The following is a 26,012-nucleotide window of genomic DNA, read 5'->3' on the forward strand; positions in this document are numbered from 1 at the left end:
TGGGCCATGACAACGGCTTTGATTACGGGATCGACAGCGGGCATCGGTGCCGCCTTCGCACGGCGGCTGGCCGCCGACGGGCACAACCTCGTGCTGGTGGCGCGTGACACCAAGCGGCTCGGCGAGCAGGCGACGGAACTGCACGACCGGCACGGCATCGAGGCGGAGGTGCTGGCGGCCGACCTGGCGACGGACGAGGGCATCGAGGCGGTGGCCGCCCGTGTCTCGGACCGCAAACACGCGGTCGACCTGCTCGTCAACAACGCGGGCTTCGGCAACAAGGGCCTCTATCTGGACGTACCGATGGCGGACGAGCTGAAAATGCTCAAGGTGCACTGCGAGGCGGTGCTCCGGCTCACCTCGGCGGCGGCCGAGGCCATGCGGGAGCGCGGGCGCGGCGGAGTCGTCAACGTGGCGTCGACGGCCGCGTTCTTCCCGCGCGGCACGTACGGGGCGTCGAAGGCGTGGGTCGTGCAGTTCACCCAGGGCGTGGCGAAGGACCTGGCGGGCAGCGGCGTCCGGCTGATGGCACTGTGCCCCGGCTTCGTACGGACCGAGTTCCACGAGCGGGCCGGGATGGGCACGGACAACATCCCCAACTGGATGTGGCTGGACGCCGACAAGGTGGTCACGGCCGCGCTGGCGGACCTGGCCCGGGACAAGTCCCTGTCCATCCCGGACCCGCGCTACAAGGCCCTGATGGGCGTGGCGAAGGTGACCCCGCGGGGCCTGCTCAGCGGCATCAGCTCGAAGACGGGCCGCAAGTACGGCCCGAAGTGAGCGCGTTGCTGCCGTTAGGCCCTGACATCGATGAAGTCCCCTCCACCTAGAGGTGGAGGGGACTTTTGCTGTGCCATACCACGACCGCTGTCATCACGCGCTCCGGGGCTACATGATCAGCGAAGGAGGAGACGGAAGGCTCCCACCGAATGATGGGGGCCCATCACACCTCGCTCGACTGTCTACTGCCTGCTCGCTCACCCCGCAGGAGGCCACTCCCACTGGATGGCGCCCCAGCCGGCTACTGCCGCGATCAGCCAGAGCAGCAGAGCCAGGGAAACGTGAAGTTGCAGATGCCGTCCCGCCTTGACGAGCAGTCCGGAGCGGTCGAGCCGGAAGTCCCAGGCCGGGGGCACACCACCGGGCCCCATGTCGGGTCCACTCGCATCGTTCTCGCTCAGCCCCTGCGAAGTCATACCGATGTTCCTCTCACTCTGCGCTCGCACCGCAGGCTACACCTCTACTCAAGTCGAGAACAACCTAAGTAGAGATAGGCTCAAAATGTACCGACTGTAGAACTAGGTAGGTGCTTGACGAGTTAGGTAGAGTTAGCTGTATGAGCGGACTCCGAATGACCATGCAGACTCAGCTGGTCCTCAAGGAACTGCTTCAGAACCCGACACAGCCCCAGTACGGGCTGACGGTCGGCCAGGCGGTGGGCCTACAGAGTGGAACCATCCATCCCATCCTGGCCCGGCTGGAGCGAGCGGGAATACTGGAGAGTTCCTGGGAAGACCCCGACGCCCACACCGCTGCAACCCCCCCACGCCCAAGGCGCCGGTACTACTCGTTCACCACCGACGGAGCAGAGCAAGCGCGACTGGCTCTGGCCGGCGCCTACAAGAGAAGGCCGTCACCGACAACCACATCTGCGGCCACCCCCGTCACGGACTGATCGGACCCCATACCCATGGTCACCGTTCTCGCCGCCGTCGCCCTTTCTGCCTCGGCGGCACTTCTCCTGCTGCTGGCGTTGCTGCTGTTCCTAAAGTGGAGACGCGCGACTGAGACAGACATGGGGAACACCCTGGTGGGCCTACTGCCCCCGGCCTTGAGCACCTTCTTCACCCGTGTGGGAAGGGTGGCCATCGGTCTCTCGAAGTCGCGCAGCGACGTCTCCTCGGATCGCAGGCAGACAAGGGTGGGGATCAGACTGCTCGTCATCGGGGCACTGCTGCCCAAAGGTGACGAGTGGCGCGTCGAGGAAATGATGAACCACCGCAACGAACTGCGCCTGCAGGAAGGGCGCATTCCGCGATTTCACTACCTGCGCGTCTTCCTGGGAGTGTGCTCAATCCGCTGGGAGACGTGGAGTAATCCACAGCGCCGGGTCGACTGAGGCCGACGAGGACGGCAGAGCGCTCGACATCGCAGGGCCCCCACCGGAGTGGGGGCCCTCACGCGTTTCGACTTCACCTCACGGTCCGGACATGACCATGCAATGCCCGGTGCCACACGGCCGGATTCGACTCCGGCCGTGCGGTCGGCCTCCGTGCGGGTCCGCCGCTCGCACACTGTCACGCCAGAGCGCCGATACCGGGTCGCTCGCTTCTCCAGAACCAGCCCGCAGCATGAACAAGCCAATCAGCTAGTAGCCGATTGACCATCGCTTAAGGGATAGAGTTGAAAGCCACAGGCATTCATGGCATGGCGGATGAAGTGCAGGGTACGTGCACGACGGAAGGAGCGGTGATGGCACCCTCTGTTGATCCAAGTCTCAATCGACGCAAGCTGCGTATCGCGCTGCGCAGGGCGCGGGAGGACGCGGGCTGCACGCAGCGCGAGGCGGCCGAGCGTGTGGAGTGGTCGCAATCGAAACTGATCCGGGTAGAGACCGGCGCGGTCAGCATTTCCGTCAGTGACCTGCGAGCGCTGGCACACGTCTACGGGATCACCGACCCCGCCGTAGTGGCGGAGCTGGAGGAAGCTGCCCGGGGAAGCAAGGGTCCCAGCTGGTGGTCGGGCTACCACGAGGTTCTCAGTCCCCAGTTCGCTCAGTACCTGGGGTACGAAACCGCAGCCGCCCGTCTGCACACGTACCACCCCATCGTGGTACCGGGTCATCTGCAGACCCGCGCCTACGCGGAGGCGCTTCTCGCTCCCCGCGGTCTCGATGACGAGCGGGTCAACCGTGTGGTCGACCTCAGGATGGAGCGCCAGTCTCGAATGTTCGAGGCCGCGGAGCGACTCAGCTCCGTATTCATCCTCGACGAAGCAGCCGTACGACGCGAGATCGGCGGGAAAGAAGTCTTGGCCGGGCAGCTGCAGCAACTGCTGGACTTCGGCACCCGGAGCGATGTGACCATCCTGGTGCTTCCCTTTGCGGCCGGCGCCCACTACAGCACCCTGGGCAGCTTCGTCCTGCTCGGCTTCACCGACGACAAGGACCTCCTGTACCTGGAGCATGCTGCTGGCAGCATGACGGGTGGCGAAGACGTCGAACTGTTGAAGCGCTATCAGAAGTGCTACCGGGACATCACGGAGATGGCGCTCGACGAGTCCGAGTCACTCGGCCTGATCGACCGCATCAAGCAGGACCTCGGCGTGGGTTGAGCCCGCATCACCAACCGCCAGCGGTGGAACCAGGGGGAGGATCGACGTGACCAGGTCAGCATGGCAGCGCCTGCGCAAGCTGACGCACACTCACGAGCAAGGGGCGGGCCCGACCGGTTTCACCGAAGACGAAGCCACCGGGGAACTTCCCAACGGTATCGAGCCGATAGAAAACCCTGCCGCGCAGGAAGACGCCCCACATACGCCACAGGAGCCCAATGACGCGACCCTCGTCGGAGTCGGAGTCGGAGTCACGCTCCTACTCCTCCTCATATCGAGCTCGCTGGCCCTTGTGGCTCGGTACGCGTCCGGAGAACTCGAACTCCCCTGGGGGAACATCGCCACCCTGGCTCTCGGCCTGGTGGGCGCAATATGTCTGGCCGCCCTCACATGGTGGGCCCGGGGAGCCTTGCGACGACGGAAGAACCGTCTCACCGAGGGGAACCCGCGCGCGGGACGTACGGAAGACGATCAGAATTCGGTGGGGATGCAGTGACAGCCTGATTTCCGCGCCACAATCCTGCGCTGACCGAGATAGCCACGAGCACTACTCCCCACAGGACCCGCTTGGCTACCACGCTGTCCACCAAGAGCGACGTCGCGGCAGCTGTCGTGGTGGCCACCGTCCCGACGGCGAGCAGGAAGACAGCGACACCTCCGACGCCGGTGGACCGGGAACGGCCCCTGCGCTCCCCGTGCACTGCAGACTTCTCAGTGTCCATGGCTGCCTCAGACCTCCTGCCGACGCCCAGTAAGAAAGTCATGAGTCTCGCAACTCCCCCTGTGACAGAGCCCGGAGAAAGCTCGACCATGTGACGGCGGTGAAGTACAGCACGGCCATAACGGGTGTTTTGGAGTCACGAGCAAGAACGCATTCGGCCCGCACCGCTATCTCCACACACTCCGTCTCATTGCCACAAGCGCTGCTCCTGCGCCATAAGGGTTCCCCCTCATGAACCACCGCAGTCCCCCTAGATTCCCCGAGCTGCCCAAATGGTGCTCTTCGAGCGTAGTGGACGGTTGTGCACTGTGGCAGGCGGTCCCCGAAATCATCGGGTAAACATTCGCACAGAGTGCCCAAAACACTACGAAGGGCTACAACCTCTCCAGGTTAGGTGAAGCTCACCCTTATTCGCCATACGAGATCTGGCCCAATCACCCCGGCCACGGGGAGTCACGGCGTCGACAACGGACGAACTATCAGATTCGCGGACCCAGACCATCCCGGCAGCATGAAGGCCCGGCCCCCGCCGAGACGGGAAGCCGGGCCTTCATGCTGCGCCCCGAAGGGGCGCGGGGCCGTATCCATGTGCGGCTCCGCCGCGTGGGCGCGCTCAGCGCCCACCGAGCCCGCGGTCAACTCACCGCGCGCTCGGGGAAGCGCCTAGTGCGAGTGCCCGTGGCCACCGTGGCCGGCCTCGGCCTCTTCCTCCGCCGGCTTCTCGACGACCAGGGTCTCGGTCGTGAGGAGCAGGGAGGCGATGGACGCGGCGTTCTCCAGGGCGGAGCGCGTGACCTTGACCGGGTCGATGACGCCGGCCTTGACCAGGTCGCCGTACTCGCCGGTCGCGGCGTTGAAGCCCTGGCCCTTGTCGAGGTCGGCGACCTTGGAGGTGATGACGTAACCCTCCAGGCCGGCGTTCTCGGCGATCCAGCGCAGCGGCTCGACGGCGGCCTTGCGGACGACGGCGACACCGGTCGCCTCGTCGCCGGTCTTGCCGAGGTTGCCTTCGAGGACCTTCACGGCGTGGACGAGCGCGGAGCCACCACCGGAGACGATGCCCTCCTCGACCGCGGCGCGGGTCGCGGAGATGGCGTCCTCCAGACGGTGCTTCTTCTCCTTGAGCTCCACCTCGGTGGCGGCGCCGACCTTGATCACGCACACGCCGCCGGCCAGCTTCGCGAGGCGCTCCTGGAGCTTCTCGCGGTCCCAGTCGGAGTCCGTGGAGTCGATCTCGGCCTTGATCTGGTTGACACGGCCGGCCACGTCGGCGCTGTTGCCGCCGCCGTCGACGATGGTCGTGTCGTCCTTGGTGACGGTCACGCGGCGGGCGGTGCCCAGCACGTCCAGGCCGACCTGGTCGAGCTTGAGGCCGACCTCCTCGGCGATGACCGTGGCGCCGGTGAGCGTCGCGATGTCACCGAGCATGGCCTTGCGGCGGTCGCCGAAGCCGGGGGCCTTGACGGCCACCGCGTTGAAGGTGCCGCGGATCTTGTTCACGACCAGGGTCGACAGGGCTTCGCCCTCGACGTCCTCGGCGATGATCAGCAGCGGCTTCGACGCGTTGGTCTGGATGACCTTCTCAAGCAGGGGAAGCAGGTCCTGGATGGAGGAGACCTTGCCCTGGTGGATCAGGATGTACGGGTCGTCGAGGACGGCCTCCATACGCTCCTGGTCGGACACCATGTACGGGGACAGGTAGCCCTTGTCGAAGGCCATGCCCTCGGTGAAGTCCAGCTCCAGACCGAAGGTGTTGGACTCCTCGACGGTGATGACACCGTCCTTGCCGACCTTGTCCATCGCCTCGGCGATGAGCTCGCCGACCTGGCTGTCCTGCGCGGACAGACCGGCGACGGCCGCGATGTCGGACTTCTCGTCGATCGGGCGCGCGGTCGCGAGGAGCTCCTCGGAGACCGCGGCGACGGCCGCGTCGATGCCCTTCTTGAGGAGGGCGGGGGACGCGCCGGCGGCGACGTTCTTCAGGCCCTCGCGGACGAGCGCCTGGGCCAGCACGGTGGCGGTGGTCGTACCGTCACCCGCGATGTCGTTGGTCTTGGTCGCCACCTCCTTCACCAGCTGGGCGCCGAGGTTCTCGTACGGGTCGTCGAGCTCGACCTCGCGGGCGATGGTGACGCCGTCGTTGGTGATGGTGGGGGCGCCGAACTTCTTGTCGATGACGACGTTGCGGCCCTTGGGGCCGATCGTCACCTTCACGGTGTCGGCAAGCTTGTTGACGCCGCGCTCAAGGGCGCGACGGGCGTCCTCGTCGAACTTCAGGATCTTCGCCATGGAGCTGATTCAGTCCTCTCAAAAAACGAACGGCGCCCCGGGCACCCGGCGCTTTTTAGTACTCGTGTGGAGTACTCGCTGGGGCCAGGGGCGCAGTTCAAAGCAAACCTGGGTGAATTACTTCTCGATGATCGCGAGTACGTCGCGAGCCGAGAGGACGAGGTACTCCTCGCCGTTGTACTTCACTTCGGTGCCGCCGTACTTGCTGTAAAGCACGATGTCGCCGGTCTTCACGTCGAGCGGAAGCCGCTCGCCGTTCTCGAAGCGGCCCGGACCAACGGCCAGGACGACGCCCTCCTGGGGCTTCTCCTTCGCCGTGTCCGGAATGACCAGGCCAGAGGCGGTGGTCTGCTCGGCGTCGAGCGGCTGGACCACAATGCGGTCCTCGAGCGGCTTGATGGCAACCTTGGAGCTGGTGGTCGTCACGATCCGACCTCCCCCTTCGGAGATCTCACGGGGTTAACTGTCTGAGGTGGCGACCAGGTGGATCCGTCGTCGCGGGTGCCGGACCTGCCCGTCGCTATTGGCACTCTCCTGCGGTGAGTGCCAGAGCCGAGACTATGACTGCGATTAGCACTCGGTCAAGCGGAGTGCCAGTTGCCTCCGGCGGTTGGCGGCATCCGGGCGGGTCGGAATCGGGCTTGCCGCCCCTGGGCCTGCGCCCCCGGCCCCCCGTTGTCCTCAAGCGCCGGACGGGCTGGGGCGTGGTCGGCTGCGGCCCGGTGGGGGCGGACCCAAAAGATTGCGCAGTTCCCCGCGCCCCTGAAAAACACCCGCGCCCGCCCTTCCCCCCGCCCACCTTCCGCACTCTCCCCTCTACCCCCACCCCCACCCCCCCAGGGGCGCGGGGAACTGCGCAAAGGGGGGCGAGGGGGCGCAGCCCCCATGCGTGGACGGGACGGGTAGGGGCGGCGGGGGCGAGGAAAAGCCGGGCCCCCTACAGGTAGTCCTCCAGGCGCCCCACAGCGAACCCCTGCTCCTGGACGCGGCGCAGCATCCCGACGGTCGCCCCCGTCAACGCCCCACCCCCCTCAGGACAGTGAAGAATGTCCCCCGCCCGCAACCGCGCTGGATCCCGCCAGAGAACAACCGCAGCGATCCCACAATCCCCCGCGGCCCGCAACGTGTCGCCGTTGTAATCGCCGTACGGCGGCCGGAACAGCCGAGGCCGAATCCCGAACCGCCGCTTCAGCTTCTCCTGCTGCCCGCAGATCTCCGCCCGCTGCCCCTCGTACGGCAGCCCCGGCAGATACGGATGATCGAGCGTGTGGTTCTGCACGCTCGCACCGACCGCCCGCAGCCGGCCGAAGTGCGCGTACCCCGGCCCCACGACGCTGTCCGTGAGGAACACGCTCACCGGCAGCCGCAGCTCCCGCACCATGTCGACGAACCGCGGATCCCTCTCCGCGCCGTCGTCGAAGGTCAGGAAGACGACCTTGTCGCGGGTCGGGACGCGGTCCACCACGGGCGGCAGGCCGGGCCCCGCGGCCCGTAAGGCGGGCCGCGGGACGGAGGGGCCCGGCGCACGGGCGAGCGGGGCGCTCAGCCCCCAGCGGCGGTACGCGTCCACGGGGGGCCCGTGTGTGCGTACCTTCTCCGCCGCCTTCTTGCCCAGCCGTTCGATGGGGTCGACGGACTGGGCGCAGCCGGCGAGGCAGAGCACGCCTGCCAGAAGTGCGGCGGTGGCCCCCCGGCGCCTCACAGGTAGTCCTCCAGGCGGGCCACCGCGTACCCCTTGTCGGTGATCAGCTTCAGGAAGCGGCGGACCATGTCGGGCATCGTGCCCTGCCAGTCCTCCTTGCCGCGGAAGTGGCTGAGAACGATGTCTCCGGGGCGCAGGTCGCGGTCCCACTCCCGGTACTCCCAGTGGTCGACGAAGACCTCCTCGTTCCAGAGGGGCGCCGCCTTGATGCCGCAGGCCTTGGCGGCCCGCAGGGTGTCCTCGTTGTAGTTGCCGAAAGGCGGGCGGAAGAGCGTCGGCCGCTTTCCGTACCGCTTCTCGATCACGTCCTGCATCCCGCAGATCTCACGCTTCTGCGCGGCGTACGACAGGCCGGGCATATAGCGGTGGTGGAGGGTGTGGTTGTTCAGGGAGACGCCCGTGGCCTGCATCTTCTTGAAGTACCCGTAGTCCTCCTTGACCAGGTAGTCACTGAGGAAGGCGGTGTACGGGATCTTCAGCTCGCTCATCATCCGCAGGAACGCCGGGTCCTTCTCGGCGCCGTCGTCGATGGTGAGGAAGACGACCTTGTCCTTGGTGGGGATCGTCGTGAAGACGGGCGGCAGTCCTTCGTGGTCGTCCACCTCGAAGCCGTCACGGGTGTCGATGTGCGGCTTCTTCGCCGGGGCGGGCGGGGCGGGCAGGGGGGCCTTGTGGAGGCCCCATCTCTTCACCGCCGCGGCGTGGGCGCGTTGTTCCTGACGGAGTTTGGCCGCTGCCTGTTGGCCTGCGGCCGGCTTGACGTCTTTGGGGGGCTGGGCCGGGGCCGAGCAGGCGGTTGCCAGTGCGGTGGCTGCCAGCAGGGCCAGGGCCGTGCGTGCCGCTGCCCGGGACGGGTGGACGGTCGACCGCGGGCCGGTGGGGGCGGGTCGCGCAGTTCCCCGCGCCCCTTTCGGGGCGCTGGCGGTGGCTGCCAGCAGGGTCAAGATCGCGCGTGCCGCCGCGCGGGACCGACGGACAGTCGTCTGCGGGCCGGTGGGGGCGGGCCGCGCAGTTCCCCGCGCCCCTTTCGGGGCGCTGTCAGCTTGTCTTACAAGTCGCATGGGGTCGGATACTCCCAGGTCAAGGGGCCTTCTCCGGGGCGACACCGCCGTCGCGCGCGTGCCGTCCACCGACTGGCCCACAATGGGGCGGTGAACGACCTCGATCCGCCGGACTCCCCGCTCGCCTCCTTCGCCGCTCTGCGTACGTCCGAGGGGCGTGCCCTGCTCGACGAGGTGCGCGGTACCGAACCGGCCCAGGAACTGGCCGTGGCGACGCGGCTGCGGCGTGACCATCCCGTCGGGCTCGTGTCGGCCGCGCTCGGGCAGGCGCGGCTGCGGCAGCGGGCCGTAGCGAAGTTCGGGGCGGCGGACGCGGCGGCGATGTTCTTCACGCCGAACGGGGTCGAGCAGTCGACCCGGGCGAGCGTCGCCGCGTACCGTGCCGCGCGCTTCCAGGCACTGGGGGTGCGGTCCGTGGCCGACCTGTGCTGCGGCATCGGCGGTGACGCGATCGCGCTCGCCCGTGCCGGGATCCGGGTCCTCGCCGTCGACCGGGACCCGCTGACCGCGGCCGTGGCCAGCGCGAACGCCGAGGCGCTCGGGCTGGCGGAGCTGATCGAGGTACGCGAGGCCGATGTCACCGAGGTCGACACCGCCGGGTACGACGCCGTGTTCGTGGATCCGGGGCGCCGGGGCGGGCGCGGGCGGATCTTCGACCCCGAGGCCTACTCACCGCCCCTGTCGTGGGCCGTCCGGGCTGCCCTCAAGGCACCTCTCGCCGCGCTGAAGATCGCCCCCGGCATTCCGCACGAGGCCGTGCCCGCCGAGGCCGGGGCCGAGTGGATCTCGGACGCCGGGGACGTGAAGGAGGCCGTGCTGTGGTTCGGCACCGGGGAGGCGGGCTCGGTCCGCGCGACCCTGCTGCCCGCCGCGCGGACCCTCCTCGGCCGCGGACTGCCCGATCCCGCGGTGCGGCCCGTGGGACGTTTCCTGTACGAGCCCGACGGCGCCGTCATCCGCGCGCATCTGGTCGCCGAGGTGGCCGCGGAGCTGGACGGCGGAGGGCTGGTCGACGAGACCATCGCCTACGTCACCGCGGACTCCGCGACGGCCACCCCGTACGCGACCGCCTACGAGATCACCGACCAGCTGCCCTTCGGCGTCAAGAAGCTCAAGGCGCTGCTGCGGCAGCGCGAGGTGGGCGTCCTGACCGTGAAGAAGCGCGGGTCGGCCGTCGAGCCGGAGGAGCTGCGGCGCAAGGTGAAGCCGCAGGGGCCGCACTCCGCGACCGTGTTCCTGACGCGGGTGCAGGGCGCCCCGGCCATGCTCCTGGGGCACCCCGTCACCACACCCGGAAACTAACCGTCCAGCTGCTCCAGGGTCGCGTTCGACGGGCCCCTGCGGGACTGCTCGTCGCGCGCCACGTCCTCGGCGGCGGCCAGCACCCGTACCGAGTTCTGCCAGGTCAGCTTGGCGAGGTCCGGCTTCGACCAGCCGCGGTCCAGGAGCTCCGCGATCAGGTTCGGGTAGCCGGAGACGTCACCGAGGCCGTCCGGGGTGAACGCCGTGCCGTCGTAGTCGCCGCCGATGCCCAGGTGGTCGACGCCCGCCACCTCACGCATGTGGTCGAGGTGGTCGGCGACCGTCGAGACGGTCGCGACCGGGCGGGGGGTGGACTCCTCGAAGGCCTGGTGGACCTTCATCGCCTCGGCGGTCGAGTCGAGGTGGTGGAAGCCCTTCTCGCGCATGTTCTCGTCCGCGGCCTCCGTCCAGTCGACGGCGGCCTGGAGGACGAACTTCGGCACGAACGTCACCATCGCCACACCGCCGTTGGCGGGCAGGCGCTCCAGGACGTCGTCCGGGATGTTGCGCGGGTGGTCGCAGATCGCGCGCGAGGACGAGTGGGAGAAGATCACCGGCGCGGTGGACGTGTCCAGCGCGTCCCGCATGGTCGTGGCGGCCACATGGGAGAGGTCCACCAGCATGCCCAGGCGGTTCATCTCGCGTACGACCTCGTGGCCGAACGGCGACAGGCCGTCGACGACCGGCTCGTCGGTCGCCGAGTCCGCCCACGCGATGTTGTCGTTGTGGGTGAGGGTCATGTAGCGGACCCCCAGCTCGAACAGGCCGCGCAGGGTGGCGAGGGAGTTGTCGATGGAGTGGCCGCCCTCGGCTCCCATCAGCGAGGCGATCCGGCCCTCGGCGCGCGCCGCCTCCATGTCGGCGGCGGTCAGGGCCGCGCGCAGATCGGCGGGGTAGCGCGCGATCAGCTGCCGTACGCAGTCGATCTGTTCGAGGGTCGCCGTGACCGCGCCGGGCAGGTCCGAGCGCACGTACACCGACCAGTACTGCGCGCCGACGCCGCCCGCGCGCAGCCGCGCCAGGTCGGTGTGCAGGTGCGCGCTCTGGTCGGCGGCGATGTCGCGGGCGCCGATGTCGTAGCGGACCTGTTCGCGCAGCGCCCAGGGCAGGTCGTTGTGGCCGTCGACCACGGGGAAGTCGGCCAGGAACGCGCGGGCTTCTTCGAGAGAAGGCATGGTGGTCACGTCCGTCACTTTCCGAAGCCGAAGCCGCTGCCCGTGCCCGCGCCGCTCTCGACCTTGGAGCGCAGCCGCTTGCCCTTCTCGGTGGCCTGGTCGTTCAGCTCCTGCTGGAAGTCACGCATCCGGGCGAGGAGTTCCTCGTCGTGCGTGGCCAGGATGCGGGCGGCGAGCAGGCCCGCGTTGCGCGCGCCGCCCACCGAGACCGTGGCGACCGGGACACCGGCCGGCATCTGGACGATCGACAGCAGCGAGTCCATGCCGTCGAGGTACTTCAGCGGCACCGGTACGCCGATCACGGGCAGCGGGCTGACCGAGGCGAGCATGCCGGGCAGATGGGCCGCGCCGCCCGCGCCCGCGATGATCGCTTTCAGGCCGCGGCCGGCCGCCTCCTCGCCGTACGTGATCATCTCGCGGGGCATCCGGTGGGCGGAGACCACGTCGACCTCGTACGCGATCTCGAACTCGTCGAGGGCCTTCGCGGCGGCCTCCATGACGGGCCAGTCGGAGTCCGACCCCATGACAATGCCTACGACAGGACTCATTCGGTGATCGTTCCTCTGAGGTAGCCGGCTGCGTGACGGGCGCGCTCCAGCACGTCGTCGAGGTCGTCGCCGTAGGTGTTGACGTGGCCCACCTTGCGGCCGGGCTTCACGTCCTTTCCGTACATGTGGATCTTGAGCTGGGGGTCGCGTGCCATGCAGTGCAGGTACGCGGAGTACATGTCGGGGTAGTCGCCGCCCAGGACGTTCACCATGACCGTCCACTTCGCGCGCGGGCGCGGGTCGCCCAGGGGCAGGTCCAGGACCGCGCGGACGTGGTTGGCGAACTGGGAGGTGATCGCGCCGTCCTGCGTCCAGTGGCCGGAGTTGTGCGGGCGCATGGCCAGTTCGTTGACGAGGATGCGGCCGTCATGGGTCTCGAACAGCTCGACGGCGAGGTGGCCGACGACGCCGAGTTCCTTCGCGATGCGCAGGGCCAGTTCCTCGGCCTTCAGCGCCAGCTCCTCGGAGATGCCGGGCGCGGGCGCGATCACCGTGTCGCAGACCCCGTCGACCTGCTGGGACTCGACCACCGGGTACGCCACGGCCTGGCCGTGCGGCGACCGTACGACGTTGGCGGCCAGCTCGCGGACGAAGTCGACCTTCTCCTCCGCGAGGACCGGGACGCCGGCCCGGAAGGGGTCCTCGGCGTCGGCCGCGGACCGCACGACCCACACGCCCTTGCCGTCGTACCCGCCGCGGACGGTCTTGAGGACGACCGGGAAGCCGTCCCCCTCGGCCCCTTCGGGGAGCCCTTCCGCCGCGAACGCGGCCACGTCGGCCGGATCGCTCACGATCCGGTGCCGTGGGCACGGCACCCCGATCTCGACGAGCTTCGCGCGCATCACGCCCTTGTCCTGGGCGTGCACGAGCGCGTCGGGGCCGGGGCGCACGGGGATGCCGTCCGCCTCCAGTGCCCGCAGATGCTCGGTGGGTACATGTTCGTGATCGAACGTGATCACGTCGCAGCCCCGCGCGAAGGCCCGCAGCGTGCCGAGGTCGCGATGGTCGCCTACGACGACCTCGCTGACCACCTGCGCCGCAGAGTCCTGGGGGGTGTCACTGAGGAGCTTGAACCTGATGCCGAGCGGGATGCCAGCCTCGTGCGTCATACGAGCGAGCTGACCGCCGCCGACCATGCCGACTACCGGGAACGTCACACCCCCAGGGTATCGGCCGTTTCGAGCCACCCCGTCGCGCGCCCGTTCATCGGAAATTGTGCGGGTTCATCACATCCGGGCCACATCTTCGAGTCCGGGCCGGGCACCCGGGGGAACCGCTGGTTAGCATGGCTGAGTCGACGAAGGTTGACGAAAATGACGGATCCGACGAGACGGGGGCTGGGCGACACCATGGGCACAGCTGGTAAACGCGGGGCTCATGCCGGGCAGGCCAGCGTTGTGCGCCTCCGGATCGAGCGCCTGACCAGGGAGATCGCCAAGTTCGGCGCGGTCGGCGGAGCCGGTCTTCTCGTCAACCTGATCGTCTTCAACCTGGTGCGCCACACGACCGACCTGCAGGTCGTACGGGCCAGTGTGATCGCCACGGTCGTCGCCATCGTCTCGAACTACATCGGTTTCCGCTACTTCACGTACCGCGATCGCGACAAGAGCGGCCGTACGAAGGAACTGACGCTGTTCGTCCTGTTCAGCGCGGTCGGGCTCGTCATCGAGAACGGGTTCCTCTTCGCCGCGACGTACGGCCTGGGCTTCGACAGCCCGCTGGCGAGCAACGTCTTCAAGTTCGTCGGCATCGGCATCGCGACCCTCTTCCGCTTCTGGTCGTACCGCACATGGGTCTTCCGGGTCGCCCCGACCCACGCCCCGGCACCCGACACGGCCCCGTTCCCGGAGCCCCCGACCCCGTACCTGGCAGAAGACCACCCGCCCCGACCCGTCCGCCAGGTCCAAAGGGTCCGCTGACCCCCATGAGCCCCTAAGGCGCGCGGGGAACGGCGGAGTCTTTTGGTTTTTCGCCCTTCAGGGGCGCGGGGAACTGCGCAGTCTTTCGCTTTTAGCTTTTTAGGGGCGCGGGGAACGGCGCAATCCTTTGCCTTTAGGGGCGCGGGGAACTGCGCGACCGGCCCCCACGGCGCCGCACCTCTCCAGCACGCGACGCCACCCGAACACAAGCCGAACCGAAGGCCCCCTAACGGACCGTGGGCTCGTCACCGTCCCGCCGTTTCAACGGCGTACGAGACAAGAACAACCCGAACACCGGCGGCTGAGCCTGAAGCATCTCCAGCCGCCCCCCGTCCGCCTCCGCGAGGTCACGGGCGACAGCGAGCCCGATCCCCGTGGAGTTGCGCCCACTGATCGCCCGCTCGAAGATCCGCGCACCCAGATCGGCCGGCACCCCCGCCCCCTCGTCGGTGACCTCGATCACGGCCTGGTTGCCGGTGACCCGTGTCCGCAGCGCGACCGTCCCACCGCCGTGCATCAGCGAGTTCTCGATCAGCGCGGCGAGGACCTGCGCCACGGCCCCCGGCGTCCCGACGGCCTGCAGATGGTGCTTGCCCGAGCTGACGATCGCGCGGCCCGCGTTGCGGTAGGCCGGGCGCCACTCGGCGAGCTGCTGCTTGATGACCTCGTCGAGGTCGAACGTGACGGCGGACCCGGTACGCGGGTCGCGGGCGTTGGTCAGCAGCCGCTCCACCACGTCGGTGAGCCGCTCGACCTGCGCCAGCGCGATGGTCGCCTCCTCCTTGACCGTGCTCGGGTCGTCGGTGAGGGTGATCTCCTCCAGCCGCATGGACAGCGCGGTCAGCGGCGTACGCAGCTGGTGCGAGGCGTCGGCCGCGAGGCGCCGCTCGGCCGTCAGCATGCGGGCGATGCGCTCGGCCGAGCCGTCCAGCACATCGGCGACCCGGTCCAGCTCCGGCACCCCGTACCGCTTGTGGCGCGGGCGCGGGTCCCCCGAGCCGAGCCGTTCCGCGGTCTCCGCGAGGTCGGTCAGCGGGGAGGTGAGCCGGTTGGCCTGGCGTACCGCGAGGAGGACGGCGGCGATCACCGCGAGCAGGGCCACCGCGGCGATGATCAGCAGCGTCCGGCCGACCTCACGGGTGACCGCCGAGCGCGCCTCCTCCACCGTGACGGTCTCGCCCTCCTCGCCCTCGCGGGTGGAGGTGATGACGTCACCGGTGGGCGGCGTGCCGATGTGGATGGAGTCGCGGCCCGGGATCTCGATGCGCGCGTACCGGTCGCCCGTGACCTGGTCCTTGAGGACCCGGGCGTTGACCTGCTCGTCGCCGAGGATGCGGCTGTCGACGATGCTGACCAGCCGTACCGCCTCGGAGTCCACCCGTTCCTGGGCGCTGTTGCTGATCGTGCGGGTCTCGACGATGACGAGCGAGACCCCGAACACGGCGATCACCACCAGCACGACGGCCAGCGTGGAATTGATGAGACGGCGACGCACAGGTCCCTCCGGGCTACTGATGATCCGGGCTGGGCCCACGCCCCGTCAGGGGCGCGGGGAACTGCGCGACCAGCCACGCACGGCCCGCTGCCGCGCACCCACCGACGACACGACGGCGAGGGGGCGCGGCCGACAGCAACGGGTCAACTCTTCTCGAAGCGGAAGCCCACTCCTCGTACCGTCGCGATGTACCGCGGATTCGCCGCGTCGTCGCCCAGTTTCTTCCGCAGCCAGGAGATGTGCATGTCGAGCGTCTTGGTGGACGACCACCACGTGGTGTCCCAGACCTCGCGCATCAGCTGGTCGCGCGTGACGACCCGGCCGGCGTCCCTGACGAGTACCCGGAGCAGGTCGAACTCCTTGGCCGTCAGCTGCAGCTCCTCGTCGCCCATCCACGCCCGGTGCGACTCGACGTCGATCCGCACCCCGTGGGTGGCGGGCGGCTGCTGGGGCTCGGCCGCGCCGCGCCGCAGCAGGGCCCGTACGCGGGCCAGCAGTTCGGCGAGACGGAAGGGCTTGGTCACGTAGTCGTCGGCGCCCGCGTCCAGGCCCACGACGGTGTCCACCTCGTCGGCGCGCGCGGTCAGGATGAGGACCGGCACGGTCATCCCCTCGGCGCGCAGCCGCCGGGCCACCTCCAGGCCGTCCATTCCGGGCAGCCCGAGGTCGAGCACGACCAGATCGATACCGCCCTGGATGCCCGCGTCGAGCGCGGTGGGTCCGTCCTCGCGTACCTCAACCTCGTACCCCTCGCGGCGCAGGGCGCGAGCCAGGGGTTCCGAGATGGACGCGTCGTCCTCGGCGAGCAGTACTCGGGTCATGAACTGATGGTAGTCCGCCATGGAGCGGCGCAGTGAGGGTGATCGACATCCGTGTTGGCCGGGCCCCCTCCGCACCGTGCGACCCTGGGGTTCAGGATGTAAATCTGTGAACGGCCTTCGAATCAGGCGCATGGTTCCATCCACGCCTGTGATCCATCTCTCAAGTCATGCCATATGCGGCATTGCTATGGCGTAGGGCCTTATGGTGACCAGACGCCTGTAGCAGCACACAGGGACCTTTGGCGAAAGCTTCACGCTGAAGGTCTCTTTTGTGTGCGGGCTGGTGTCTACCAGCCTTGGAAGGAATGACCTGTGGCCGGGCCCGGCGCGTGAGAACGCGCGACGGGCGTGGATCCCGGTGGTCGTCGTCCACCGCTCCGACCTCGTCGACCGAGGACGGAACGGACTCCCCGTGGGCGTGGGGCGGGACGGCCGACCCGCCGGTGCCGGCCGCCTCCCCCACCGGGCGCGCAACCCCATTCCGCTCGAAACGGCCTCCGCTGCGGCGGTGTCCGCCTCGGCGGCGCGTCCCGACCAGCAAGGAACGACCATGGCGTCCAGCCTGACGAAGGACTCGGTCTCTCCGGGCACCCCCGGTTCCGGACACGAGAAGACCTTCTTCGGCCACCCCCGCGGACTGGCCACACTCTTCATGACCGAGATGTGGGAGAGGTTCTCCTACTACGGCATGAGGGCACTGCTCCCGCTCTACCTGGTCGCACCCGGCGGCCTGCACCTGAGCGCGACCACCGCGACCGCGATCTACTCGGTGTACCTGTCGCTCGTGTACCTGCTCGCCCTCCCCGGCGGCTGGTTCGCGGACCGGGTGCTCGGCCCCCGCAAGACCGTCGCCGTCGCGGGACTGGTCATCATGCTGGGCCATCTGACGCTGGCGCTGCCCTCGTCCGGCACCTTCTTCGCCGGCCTCGGCCTCGTCGCGATCGGCTCCGGTCTGCTGAAGGCCAACATCTCGACGATGGTCGGCCACCTCTACAAGGGCCCGGACGACCCGCGCCGCGACGGCGGCTTCACCGTCTTCTACATCGGCATCAACCTGGGCGCCTTCGCCGCTCCGCTGGTGATCGGCACCATCGGCGAGAAGGTGAACTGGCACCTGGGCTTCGCGCTCGCCGCGCTCGGCATGGCACTGGGCCTGGCGCAGTTCCTGATGGGCCGCCGCCACCTCGACGCGCGGTCCGACGTCGTCCCGACGCCGATGTCCGCCGAGGAGAAGTCCTCGACCCTGCGCAAGGGTCTGCTGTGGCTGGCCGTCGCCGCGGTCTTCTACGCCGCCGTCGGCCTCTCCGGCCACTACACGCTGAACTGGATCATGGTCCCGCTCGCGCTCATCGGCCTGATCATCCCGGTCTGGGTGATCGCCAGGATCAAGCGCGACAAGTCGCTCGACCGGGTCGAGCAGTCGCGGATGTCCGCGTACATCTGGTTCTTCGTCGCCGCGGCCGTCTTCTGGATGATCTACGACCAGGGCGGCTCGACGCTGTCGATCTTCGCCGAGTCGTCGGCCGAGAACAGCGTCTTCGGCTGGGGCTTCCCGGTGTCCTGGTACCAGTCGGTCAACCCGGTCATGATCATGGCGCTCGCCCCGGTCTTCGCCTGGGCGTGGCTGGCGCTGAACCGGGCCGGCCGCGAGCCGAGCACGATCGTCAAGTTCGCGTCCGGTCTGGTCCTGGTCGGCGCCTCGTTCTTCCTCTTCCTGGCCCCGCTGACGATCGCCGACGGCGGTCACAAGGCCGCCGCGATGTGGCTGGTCGCCATCTACTTCGTACAGACCGTCGGTGAACTGGCCGTCTCCCCGGTCGGCCTCTCCGTCACCACGAAGATGGCCCCCGCGAAGTACGCCTCGCAGATGATGGGCGTCTGGTTCCTGGCGGTCACCGCCGGCGACGCCACCACCGCGCTGCTCTCCATCGCGGGCGTCGGCCTGAACGGGATGGGGATCGTGGCGTTGGAGGCGACCCTCGCGGTCGTGGCGGGCGTGGCGATCTTCATGTACCGCAACAAGGTCAAGTCCTTGATGGGCAACGTCAACTAGTCGCCCGCCGAAGACAAAAAGATTGCGCAGTTCCCCGCGCCCCCAGGTATCTGAGGGCGCGGGGAACTGCGCAATCTTTTAGGGGCGCGGGGAACTGCGCGGCCAGCCACAGCGGACCGTCAGATGCCCACGCACCTCACCCCCGCCGCCCCCGGGGCATAAAGGTGAACACCGCTCCACCCAGCAGCACCGCCGTCCCCGCCACAAACCCGAGCGCCCGCAACCCCCCACCGTCATCACTACCGGTGTCAGCGAGCCCGCCCCCGGAACCAGAGGCGCTCCCCCCGGAACCGGAAGCACTGCCCCCGGCGGAGCCACTCCCCCCGGCCGCCCCACCCGGCTGGGCAGAGGTGTCGAGCGTCAGGGACACCGCGGACTTCGTCGGCGTACACGTGGTCGTCGTCCCTAGCGCCTTCACCGTCAGCACGCCCGGCGACAGCGTCGACTCCCCGTCCGCGCCCGGCTTGTACGTACCGGTCATGTCGGAGATCACCATGGGATCCCCGGACTTGATGGCTTCGGAGTTGGTCGGCCCTTCTACCGCCACCGTTCCCTTGTCCGCGCCGCCCAGCACGACCTCCATCGACGGCTTGACCGAGTCGGCCGGGATATCGGCGGGGCTGTCCATCACGGACCCCTTGAACTGGACGGTGAGGTCGTAACTCCCGCCGTTCTTCTTGGCGTTGATCTGCACCGGCGAGGTGGCGTTCTTGTCCCCGATCGGCGTCTTGCACGCGTAGGGGATGTCGACCGCCTTGCCGGTGAAGTCGGTCTGTTCCCCGTCGCCGCCGGTGCTGCCGCCCGTGTCACTGCCCCCGGTGTCACCGCCGGTGTCTCCACCGGTCTCGCCCCCGGTGGTGCCCCCTGTCGGCGTGGGCGTCGGACTCGTCGGATCGGGCGACTCGGGAGGCGGATCCCCGTCCCCCGCCGTGACCTTGATCGTCGCGGCGGGCTTCACCGTCTCCGTGGGCGCGCACTTGGTGTCCGTGGACATGACGTTGATGGCGTACGCGTCCGGTGTCAGCGTCACCTCACCGGCCGTCGTCAGTTTCAGCTTGCCCTTCATGTCGGACAGGATCATCGCCCCGCCCTTGGGGATCGCCGGGTTCTCGCGCGGCCCCTGCATCGCGACGGACGCGGTCTGCGCACCGGCCGCCTTGAGGGTGCCGGACGGCTGCACGGAGTTGGCGGGCAGGTCGATGAGGTCGGGGTTCTTGGACGCGGCCTGCGTGAACTTCCACACCACCTCGACCTCGTCACCGACCTTCGCCGTGGCGGGTGCGGTGACCTCGACCTTGGTGGTGCCCTTGACCGTCGGCAGCCCGGAGATCGGAGGGGGTACGCAGTCGGTCGCGTAGGACACCTCGGCGGCCTGGGCGGGCGCCGCCGCCACCGCCAGCAGGACTCCCGCACCGCCGAGCATCATCGCGACTCCGGCCGCGCTCGCTCTCCGGCCGCCTCCGGGCTTCTTCGGTCTCGGCCGGACTCTCCGTTGCGTGCTCACGTGTTTCCCTTCCTGGTGGGGGTCGTCGGGGTGTTCTCGTGCGGTGCGGAGAGCTGATCGGCCTCGGTGGCCCCGGGATCGGTGTCCGGGGTGAACCAGGGCAGAGCGGACTGCGTACGCGTACGGGCCCCCGTCGGCGTACCTGTGCCGGAAACGGAGCCGGAGCCCGAGCCCGAGCCCGCAGAGTCGTGGGCGTCGTCGGAGTCCCTGGAGGCAGGCGAGAGGTTCAGCTTCGGCATCCGCAGGGTGACGTCGGGCAGCCGCAGCCCCCCGCGCCGCACGCCGTGCGCGCCCCGGCCGGGCCGCACGCTCCGTCCGCCCCCGCCCCCGCCGCCCCTGCCGCTTCCGAACCGTCCGGCGCGCTGGTTGGGTCCACCCGGCCGCACCCGGTCCACCACGGCCATCCCGGTCCGGAACAGCGCGGCCGGCACGACGACGCAGACCAGGATCCAGAAGAGGGTCACGCCCCAGGGGCGGCCCACGCCCCACGGCTGTTCGGCGAGCACCTTGCCGCCGAACTTCAGGGCGACCGTGTAGTCGCCGTGCGCACCGGCGGTCAGTTCCACCGGCAGGGTGATCCGCGCCTTCTTGCCGGGGCCGATCGTGCCGCGCCACTGGTGTTCCTCCCACTGCGGGGCGAACACGCCGTGCGAGGTGCCGACCTGGAAGACCGGGTTCTTCACGGGGGTGGTACCGACGTTGCCGACGGTGAAGACGAGCTTGCGGGACGGCGGAGCGCCGAACCAGGTGAGCAGACCGCTCGACCCGTCGAGCTGCGTGTCGGTGAGCACCGAGAGCCGCCCCGCGGTGTCCTCCTTGGGCAGCGGCTCGACCTCGTGTCCCGCGACCAGGAAGGAGGCGTCGGCCTCCGCCTTCGCGCCGGTGACGGTCGCGACATGGACCACGCAGGGGCACGGTACGGGCGGTTCGGTGACCGGCAGTTTCTTGCTGAACCGGCCCTTCGCGTCGGTGGTGACGGCCCGTCCGTCCGCGTTGGCGCAGGAGTTGGTTCCGCCGATCACGCCCCGGTCGACCGAGGACCGCCCGCAGATGAGCACCATCAGCAGGGCGTTCGCCCGCCAGCCGCTGCCGCTCACCGTGAGGGAACCACCCGTCCCCGCCTGCGACTTGGAGAGTTTCACCTGCGGTTTCTCCGCCGCGGAGGCGGTACCCGCCACCAGTGGGAACAGCACCATCCCGAGCGCCACGACCACCGCCGCCACGGCCGCCCGCCACCGACACACCCCTTCAGCCGTGCCGCTCACATCACCGCTCCCGTCGACTCGACTTCCGTACGCGCCTGTCCGCCGGCCGCGGTCGGCCCCGGCTGCCCCCGACGCCGTACGAGCCGCATACGCCGTACGAACCAGAGGGCACCGCCCGCGCACACCGCGAGGCCGGCCGACGCGCCCGCCATCGCCGCCGTCTTCGGCACGAACCACGTTTCCGCGGCGGCCTCCGCACGGGCCCCGCCCTCCGCCGTGACCGTCAGCTCGACGTCGACGCCGTCGAGGGCGGGCGGATCGGGCCAGGGTTCGTCGAGGCGTACGCGGCGGCCGGGAAGCAGTTCGACGGGCAGGGTGCGCGGGGCCCGGTCGAGCACCTCGCCGAACAGCCCCTCGGCCCGTACGGCGAGTTTCGGGGTCAGCACGGTGGTGCCGCGGTTGACCAGCTCGTAGGAGATGTGGCCGCCGTGGATCCGCACGTGTTCGACCGTGAGCGCCGAGAGGGTCGGGCCGCCGACGCGCAGCTGGACCCGTACGGCCGCGGTCCGGCCCCCGGCGCTCGCGAGGATCGCGCCGGGGTGGTCGCCGGGCGCGGTGTCCGCCGGGACGCTCACGGTGAAGGGCACGTCGGCGCGGGTGCGCGGGGGGATGCGTACCGTCCGCTCGGCGAAGTTGATCCAGGCTCCGGTGTCCTTCGCCCGTGCCCGTACGGAGAGCGTTCCGTCGCCGTCGTTGTCGGCGTCGGCGCCCCGGAGCCGTACCGTCAGCGGCTTTCCGCCGGGGTTGCGCACGGACACCGTGTCCTGGAGGACCGTGCCGGGCGCGCCCTCGGCGTAGAAGTACGGCCGGCCGTCCCGGCCCCCGCCCGCCGAGGGCACGACGGACCAGTCGGCGTCGGCCGCGGAGACCGGGGCGACACCGAGCACGGTCACGGAGGCGAGGCAGAGGGCACGGACGGCGAACGGCATCGGCGGCTCCGTAGCAGAAGGGCTGGTGCGGGGTGGTTCAGCCGCGGGCCTGGTGGCGCCGGGTCAGCCACAGCACGCCGGCCGCGCCTGCCAGCAGGACGGTGCCGCCGAGCGTGCCGAGGGCGATCGCGGAGTCCTCGGGGCCGGTCTGCGGCAGATCCTCACCGCCGGCCGGGGCGTCCTGCGAGGAACCGGTGGTGCCCGAGCCGCCCGTGGAGCCGCCGCCCGCCGCCGCGACGGTCAGGGTCAGCGAGGGCTTCGGGCTGTTGCCGGGGGTGCACGTGGTCGTCGTACCGAGGGCCTTGATGGTCAGCACACCCGCGGTGAAGGTGACCTTTCCGCTGCCCTTCGGGGTGTACGTGCCGGTCAGATCGGTGATCTTGATGGGGGTGTTGGCGGGGATCGCGGCCGGGTTCGGTGGGCCCTTGACCGCCACGGTGCCGCTGTCGGCGCCGCCGAGTTTGATGACCGCGCTCGGGTTCATCGCGCCCTTGCCCAGTTCGACGGGGCTGGACGAGACGCCTTTCTCGAAGGTCATCGTGAGCCGGTAGCCGCTGCCGCTCTTGACGCTCTTGATGTCGATGGGCGAGACGGCCGACTTGTCACCGATCGGGGTCTTGCACTGGTAGTTGACGTCCACCACGTCGGCCCGGGCTGCGGGGGCGGCCATCAGCACCGCCGAGCCGGCCAGGGCCGCGGCGGACGCGATCGCTGCGGTTCGTTTCTGGTACGTCCGGTATGACACGGTCCCCTCATTCCCGAAGGCGTTCCTGACACCATTCCTGAGTCAGTTCCTGACGGAACATCAGATCGGCCGTCAAGGTACGCCCGGCCCCTTGCCGAGGGAAGACAAAATGCGCACCGGATCCGTGAGGATCCAATGCGCATGGACCAGACGACGAGGGAACGCCTGCCGGGGGTCGACTCCCGGGAGTCGTCACGGGGCGACCAACGCCCCGGAGGCGACGCGACGCGGGCAACGCGACGCGGGCAACGCGACGCGGGCAACGCGACGCGGGCAACGCGACGCGGGCAACGCGACGCGGGCAACGCGACGCGGGGCAGGCCCGAAGGGCCGCCCCGATAAGGGGCGCGGGGAACTGCGCGACCAGCCCCCACCGAACCCGCGGACGAAGACCAAACAGCCAGCGCACCCCACACAGCGCAACGCAGCGCGGGCCAGGTCCGAAGGACCGCCCCCATCAGGGGCGCGAGGAACTGCGCGACCAGCCCCCACCGGACCCGCACCCGAAAACCAAACAGCCAGCGCACCCCACACAGCGCAACGCAGCGCGGGCCAGGTCCAAAGGACCGCCCCCATCAGGGGCGCGAGGAACTGCGCGACCAGCCCCCACCGGACCCGCACCCGAAAACCAAACAGCCAGCGCACCCCACACAGGGCAACGCCAACCACAGCGGAGCGCTACGCGGGGGCGCCCAACTCCGCCCAGACCGTCTTCCCGGCAACCCCCTCCGCCCGGATCACACCCCAGTCCAGACACAGCCGCTGCACGATGAACATCCCGTGCCCACCGGGCCGCCCGGCCCGGTGCGGCGTCCGCGGCGCGGGCTGACCGGCCCCACGGTCGGACACCTCGATCCGCAGCACCTTGTTCTCGCAGGAGATCCAGAGCTCGTCGGGACCCTCGGCGTGCAGACAGGCGTTGGTGACGAGTTCGGAGACGACCAGCAGCACATCCTCCGCCGCGGCCCGCCGATCGGCGGTGGCCGCGGGCAGCCACCCCCACTCGTACAGCGCCTGCCGTGCGAAGTCGCGGGCGAGCGGAACGACCCCGCTCTCGCCGTCGAAGTTCAGCCGGCGGGCGTGACGCCCGGGGGGCGTACCGCCCGGAGACGCCCCGGAAGCGCCGCCGTCGCCCGATTCAGGGCCGCGGTCGCCCGGCGAGTAAGGCCGGGTGGTGCTCATCAGCGCTTCACCTCACCGATTCACCAGTTCACGATTCAAGACTCAGTTCTCAGCACATTCAGCACATGCGGCGCACTCGGAAAGCTCAGGACACTCGGGCTCCGGGAGTGGTCCGGGACTGCCGCGCACTTGCCGTTGGGTCCGTTGACATATTCAGGATGTCTCCTGCCCGACCGAACCGTCGGAACACCCACTTGTTCGGTACGGATGACGAGACTCCGTTATCGCGTGGATCACATTGATCACGTCGATCACATCGGTCACGTCGAAGCCGGCCTGGACACAACTGTGCCGCAGGACAGCGCCTCGGGGCGACTAGTCACCCCGATCGCCCGCGGGCCGGTCGGTACCGGCCTCGCCCGCCGCCGCGGAGCCGTCCGCCACCGCGGAGTCACCTGCCCCGCTCTTGTCGTCCAATGCCGCTTCCAGCGTGTCGTGCACGGTGAAGACGGCCTCCGCCCCGGTGATCTCGAAGACCCGGGCCACCACCGGCAGCATTCCTGCCAGGTGGACCCCGCCTCCGGCGGCTTCGGCACGCAGCCGAGCACCGAGAAGGACGTTCAACCCGGTGGAGTCGCAGAACTCCAACCGTGAGCAGTCCACGACGAGACGCACGAACCCGCGGTCGAGGCAGTCCTCGACCGGTTCGCGCAGAAGATCCGCCGTATGGTGATCCAGCTCACCCGCCGGGGTGACGACGGCACTAGTGCCCTCTTCTCGCACCTCGACCAAAAGCCGGCCCGACTGTGCGCTGCCGACCGTCCCGCGGTCCATGCCGTCTCTCTCTTCCGGCCGATGTGGTTGTTCGTTGACGCACTCGAACCCTACGCCTTCCCTGCACACTCTGACACCCGAACAACCGCCAAGAATCGGACATTTCACCGCAAAACTCACTTGCGGGAGGGTCACGAAAGCGGGTAGGGCTAGTAGAGACAGTTTTCGACACGGCCGGCTTTGGAGGCGCCGCACACCGCAGTGCACGTATTGGCATCGGCAGCCATATGCCGAGAACGATGGAGGACATCATGTCACCCCGGCTCGACGCATCGCAGGCCCAGAGGGCGACGTCGACACGCCCTCTGGACGAACTGGAAGAAGAGTCCGCCGACGAGAATGCCGGCCTCGCCGGGCTTCCCGAGATCCCCCCGTTCGCGGAGGTGGGCCCGGTCGACGCGCGAGCACTCTCCAAGACCCTCTTCGGGCGGCTCGAATCGCTGGAGGAAGGCACCTCCGAGTACTCGTACGTCCGTAACACTCTGGTCGAACTCAACCTCGCCCTGGTCAAGTTCGCCGCCTCCCGGTTCCGTTCCCGCAGCGAGCCGATGGAAGACATCATCCAGGTCGGCACGATAGGCCTGATCAAGGCGATCGACCGTTTCGAACTCAGCCGTGGCGTCGAGTTCCCCACTTTCGCGATGCCGACCATCGTCGGCGAGATCAAGCGCTTCTTCCGTGACACGTCATGGTCCGTGCGCGTACCGCGAAGGCTGCAGGAGCTCCGCCTCGACCTGGCCAAGGCCGGCGACGAACTCGCACAGCAACTGGACCGCGCTCCGACGGTGGGAGAGCTGGCGGAGCGTCTGGGACTGTCGAACGACGAGGTCGTCGAGGGCATGGCGGCGTCCAACGCCTACACGGCCAGTTCGCTGGACGCCCAGCCCGAGGAGGACGACTCCGAGGGCGCGCTGGCGGACCGGATCGGCTACGAGGACCACGGGCTCGAAGGCATCGAGTACGTGGAGTCGCTGAAGCCGCTGATCGCCGAACTTCCGCACCGCGACCGGCAGATCCTGTCGCTGCGCTTCGTCGCCAATCTGACCCAGTCGGAGATCGGCGAGGAGCTGGGCATCTCGCAGATGCACGTGTCGCGACTGCTGTCGCGGACGCTGGTGCGACTGCGCAGGGGCCTGACCGTCGAGGAGTGACCTTCAAGGAGTGACCGTCGAGGAGTGACACCTTCGCCGTGAC

Annotated in this window: 24 protein-coding genes and 1 pseudogene; 8 read left to right on the plus strand and 17 right to left on the minus strand. The window is 69.2% G+C overall.

Annotated elements, in window-relative coordinates; all coding sequences use genetic code 11:
- Positions 1-6 precede the first annotated feature (6 nt).
- Positions 7-780, plus strand: a complete 774-nt coding sequence (locus ACZ60E_RS41695; RefSeq protein ID WP_384813029.1) for an SDR family NAD(P)-dependent oxidoreductase — start codon at positions 7-9, stop codon at positions 778-780.
- 197 nt (positions 781-977) lie between these two features.
- On the opposite strand, the gene ACZ60E_RS41700 is transcribed toward ACZ60E_RS41695, so the two are convergent.
- Positions 978-1,196, minus strand: coding sequence for a hypothetical protein (locus ACZ60E_RS41700; protein WP_469447420.1), 219 nt, complete (start codon positions 1,194-1,196; stop codon positions 978-980).
- Positions 1,197-1,357: 161 nt separating this feature from the next.
- Here ACZ60E_RS41700 and ACZ60E_RS41705 point away from each other — a divergent pair, with 161 nt between their 5' ends.
- The 3 genes from ACZ60E_RS41705 to ACZ60E_RS41715 all read left to right on the plus strand — a co-directional run bounded on the left by ACZ60E_RS41705 (position 1,358) and on the right by ACZ60E_RS41715 (position 3,333).
- Positions 1,358-1,675: a PadR family transcriptional regulator gene (locus tag ACZ60E_RS41705; protein ID WP_469447464.1), complete on the plus strand. Its 318-nt coding sequence runs from the start codon at positions 1,358-1,360 to the stop codon at positions 1,673-1,675.
- A gap of 15 nt (positions 1,676-1,690) precedes the next feature.
- Complete coding sequence (locus ACZ60E_RS41710) at positions 1,691-2,119, plus strand: hypothetical protein (protein ID WP_469447421.1); 429 nt, start codon at positions 1,691-1,693, stop codon at positions 2,117-2,119.
- Between the two features lie 353 nt (positions 2,120-2,472).
- Positions 2,473-3,333, plus strand: coding sequence for a helix-turn-helix domain-containing protein (locus ACZ60E_RS41715; protein ID WP_469447423.1), 861 nt, complete (start codon positions 2,473-2,475; stop codon positions 3,331-3,333).
- Between the two features lie 760 nt (positions 3,334-4,093).
- On the opposite strand, the gene ACZ60E_RS41720 is transcribed toward ACZ60E_RS41715, so the two are convergent.
- From ACZ60E_RS41720 to ACZ60E_RS41740, 5 genes are all read right to left on the minus strand, one after another.
- On the minus strand, positions 4,094-4,294 hold the full coding sequence (locus tag ACZ60E_RS41720; protein ID WP_469447424.1) for a DUF397 domain-containing protein: 201 nt from the start codon (positions 4,292-4,294) through the stop codon (positions 4,094-4,096).
- A 423-nt stretch (positions 4,295-4,717) separates the two neighbouring features.
- Positions 4,718-6,343: a chaperonin GroEL gene (groL, locus tag ACZ60E_RS41725; RefSeq protein ID WP_107015682.1), complete on the minus strand. Its 1,626-nt coding sequence runs from the start codon at positions 6,341-6,343 to the stop codon at positions 4,718-4,720.
- A 117-nt stretch (positions 6,344-6,460) separates the two neighbouring features.
- The gene (gene groES, locus ACZ60E_RS41730) at positions 6,461-6,769 is read right to left on the minus strand and encodes a co-chaperone GroES (protein WP_003998759.1); all 309 of its coding nucleotides are present in this window, start codon (positions 6,767-6,769) and stop codon (positions 6,461-6,463) included.
- Positions 6,770-7,280: 511 nt separating this feature from the next.
- Entirely contained in the window at positions 7,281-8,045 is a 765-nt protein-coding gene (locus tag ACZ60E_RS41735) for a polysaccharide deacetylase family protein (protein WP_384813033.1), read from the minus strand.
- Positions 8,042-8,872 (minus strand): polysaccharide deacetylase family protein, encoded by an 831-nt coding sequence (locus tag ACZ60E_RS41740; protein ID WP_469447466.1) that lies wholly within the window; start codon positions 8,870-8,872, stop codon positions 8,042-8,044. The genes ACZ60E_RS41735 and ACZ60E_RS41740 overlap by 4 nt, the downstream gene beginning before the upstream one ends.
- A gap of 324 nt (positions 8,873-9,196) precedes the next feature.
- Here ACZ60E_RS41740 and ACZ60E_RS41745 point away from each other — a divergent pair, with 324 nt between their 5' ends.
- Positions 9,197-10,408 carry a class I SAM-dependent methyltransferase gene (locus ACZ60E_RS41745; protein WP_469447426.1) on the plus strand — a complete coding sequence of 404 codons (1,212 nt, stop codon included), beginning with the start codon at positions 9,197-9,199 and terminating at the stop codon, positions 10,406-10,408.
- Here ACZ60E_RS41745 and ACZ60E_RS41750 read toward each other — a convergent pair.
- From ACZ60E_RS41750 to ACZ60E_RS41760, 3 genes are read right to left on the minus strand one after another with little or no spacing between them, the layout of a single operon-like run.
- Positions 10,405-11,583 (minus strand): dipeptidase, encoded by a 1,179-nt coding sequence (locus tag ACZ60E_RS41750; protein WP_469447468.1) that lies wholly within the window; start codon positions 11,581-11,583, stop codon positions 10,405-10,407. The two genes, ACZ60E_RS41745 and ACZ60E_RS41750, sit on opposite strands and share 4 nt — an antisense overlap.
- 14 nt (positions 11,584-11,597) lie before the next feature.
- On the minus strand, positions 11,598-12,131 hold the full coding sequence (gene purE, locus ACZ60E_RS41755) for a 5-(carboxyamino)imidazole ribonucleotide mutase (protein ID WP_107015678.1): 534 nt from the start codon (positions 12,129-12,131) through the stop codon (positions 11,598-11,600).
- A complete protein-coding gene (locus ACZ60E_RS41760; RefSeq protein WP_469447428.1) occupies positions 12,128-13,288 on the minus strand; it encodes a 5-(carboxyamino)imidazole ribonucleotide synthase in 1,161 nt (386 codons plus the stop codon). Before ACZ60E_RS41760 ends, purE begins: the two co-directional genes overlap by 4 nt.
- Before the next feature lie 192 nt (positions 13,289-13,480).
- On the opposite strand from ACZ60E_RS41760, the gene ACZ60E_RS41765 reads away from it, so the two are divergent.
- Complete coding sequence (locus ACZ60E_RS41765) at positions 13,481-14,050, plus strand: GtrA family protein (protein ID WP_384813057.1); 570 nt, start codon at positions 13,481-13,483, stop codon at positions 14,048-14,050.
- 226 nt (positions 14,051-14,276) lie between these two features.
- Here the strand turns inward: ACZ60E_RS41765 and ACZ60E_RS41770 are convergent, their stop codons facing one another.
- Positions 14,277-15,545, minus strand: a complete 1,269-nt coding sequence (locus ACZ60E_RS41770; protein WP_384813044.1) for an ATP-binding protein — start codon at positions 15,543-15,545, stop codon at positions 14,277-14,279.
- A gap of 143 nt (positions 15,546-15,688) precedes the next feature.
- On the minus strand, positions 15,689-16,366 hold the full coding sequence (locus ACZ60E_RS41775) for a response regulator transcription factor (RefSeq protein ID WP_107015675.1): 678 nt from the start codon (positions 16,364-16,366) through the stop codon (positions 15,689-15,691).
- Positions 16,367-16,916: 550 nt separating this feature from the next.
- On the opposite strand from ACZ60E_RS41775, the gene ACZ60E_RS41780 reads away from it, so the two are divergent.
- Complete coding sequence (locus ACZ60E_RS41780; RefSeq protein WP_469447430.1) at positions 16,917-18,419, plus strand: oligopeptide:H+ symporter; 1,503 nt, start codon at positions 16,917-16,919, stop codon at positions 18,417-18,419.
- A 136-nt stretch (positions 18,420-18,555) separates the two neighbouring features.
- Here the strand turns inward: ACZ60E_RS41780 and ACZ60E_RS41785 are convergent, their stop codons facing one another.
- From ACZ60E_RS41785 to ACZ60E_RS41810, 6 genes and pseudogenes are all read right to left on the minus strand, one after another.
- Complete coding sequence (locus tag ACZ60E_RS41785) at positions 18,556-19,842, minus strand: hypothetical protein (RefSeq protein ID WP_469447470.1); 1,287 nt, start codon at positions 19,840-19,842, stop codon at positions 18,556-18,558.
- Between the two features lie 77 nt (positions 19,843-19,919).
- Complete coding sequence (locus tag ACZ60E_RS41790) at positions 19,920-21,119, minus strand: hypothetical protein (protein WP_469447471.1); 1,200 nt, start codon at positions 21,117-21,119, stop codon at positions 19,920-19,922.
- Between the two features lie 65 nt (positions 21,120-21,184).
- Positions 21,185-22,117 (minus strand): COG1470 family protein, encoded by a 933-nt coding sequence (locus ACZ60E_RS41795; protein WP_469447432.1) that lies wholly within the window; start codon positions 22,115-22,117, stop codon positions 21,185-21,187.
- A 37-nt stretch (positions 22,118-22,154) separates the two neighbouring features.
- Complete coding sequence (locus ACZ60E_RS41800; RefSeq protein ID WP_384810595.1) at positions 22,155-22,862, minus strand: LPXTG cell wall anchor domain-containing protein; 708 nt, start codon at positions 22,860-22,862, stop codon at positions 22,155-22,157.
- Positions 22,863-23,540: 678 nt separating this feature from the next.
- A complete protein-coding gene (locus ACZ60E_RS41805) occupies positions 23,541-24,044 on the minus strand; it encodes an ATP-binding protein (protein WP_189769731.1) in 504 nt (167 codons plus the stop codon).
- A 402-nt stretch (positions 24,045-24,446) separates the two neighbouring features.
- Positions 24,447-24,818 (minus strand): annotated as a pseudogene (locus ACZ60E_RS41810) (STAS domain-containing protein); the annotation flags it as partial.
- A 239-nt stretch (positions 24,819-25,057) separates the two neighbouring features.
- Between ACZ60E_RS41810 and ACZ60E_RS41815 the strand changes: the two are divergent.
- On the plus strand, positions 25,058-25,969 hold the full coding sequence (locus ACZ60E_RS41815; protein ID WP_384810590.1) for an RNA polymerase sigma factor SigF: 912 nt from the start codon (positions 25,058-25,060) through the stop codon (positions 25,967-25,969).
- Positions 25,970-26,012 lie beyond the last annotated feature (43 nt).

It is taken from the genome of Streptomyces sp. NPDC102514, assembly GCF_055584525.1.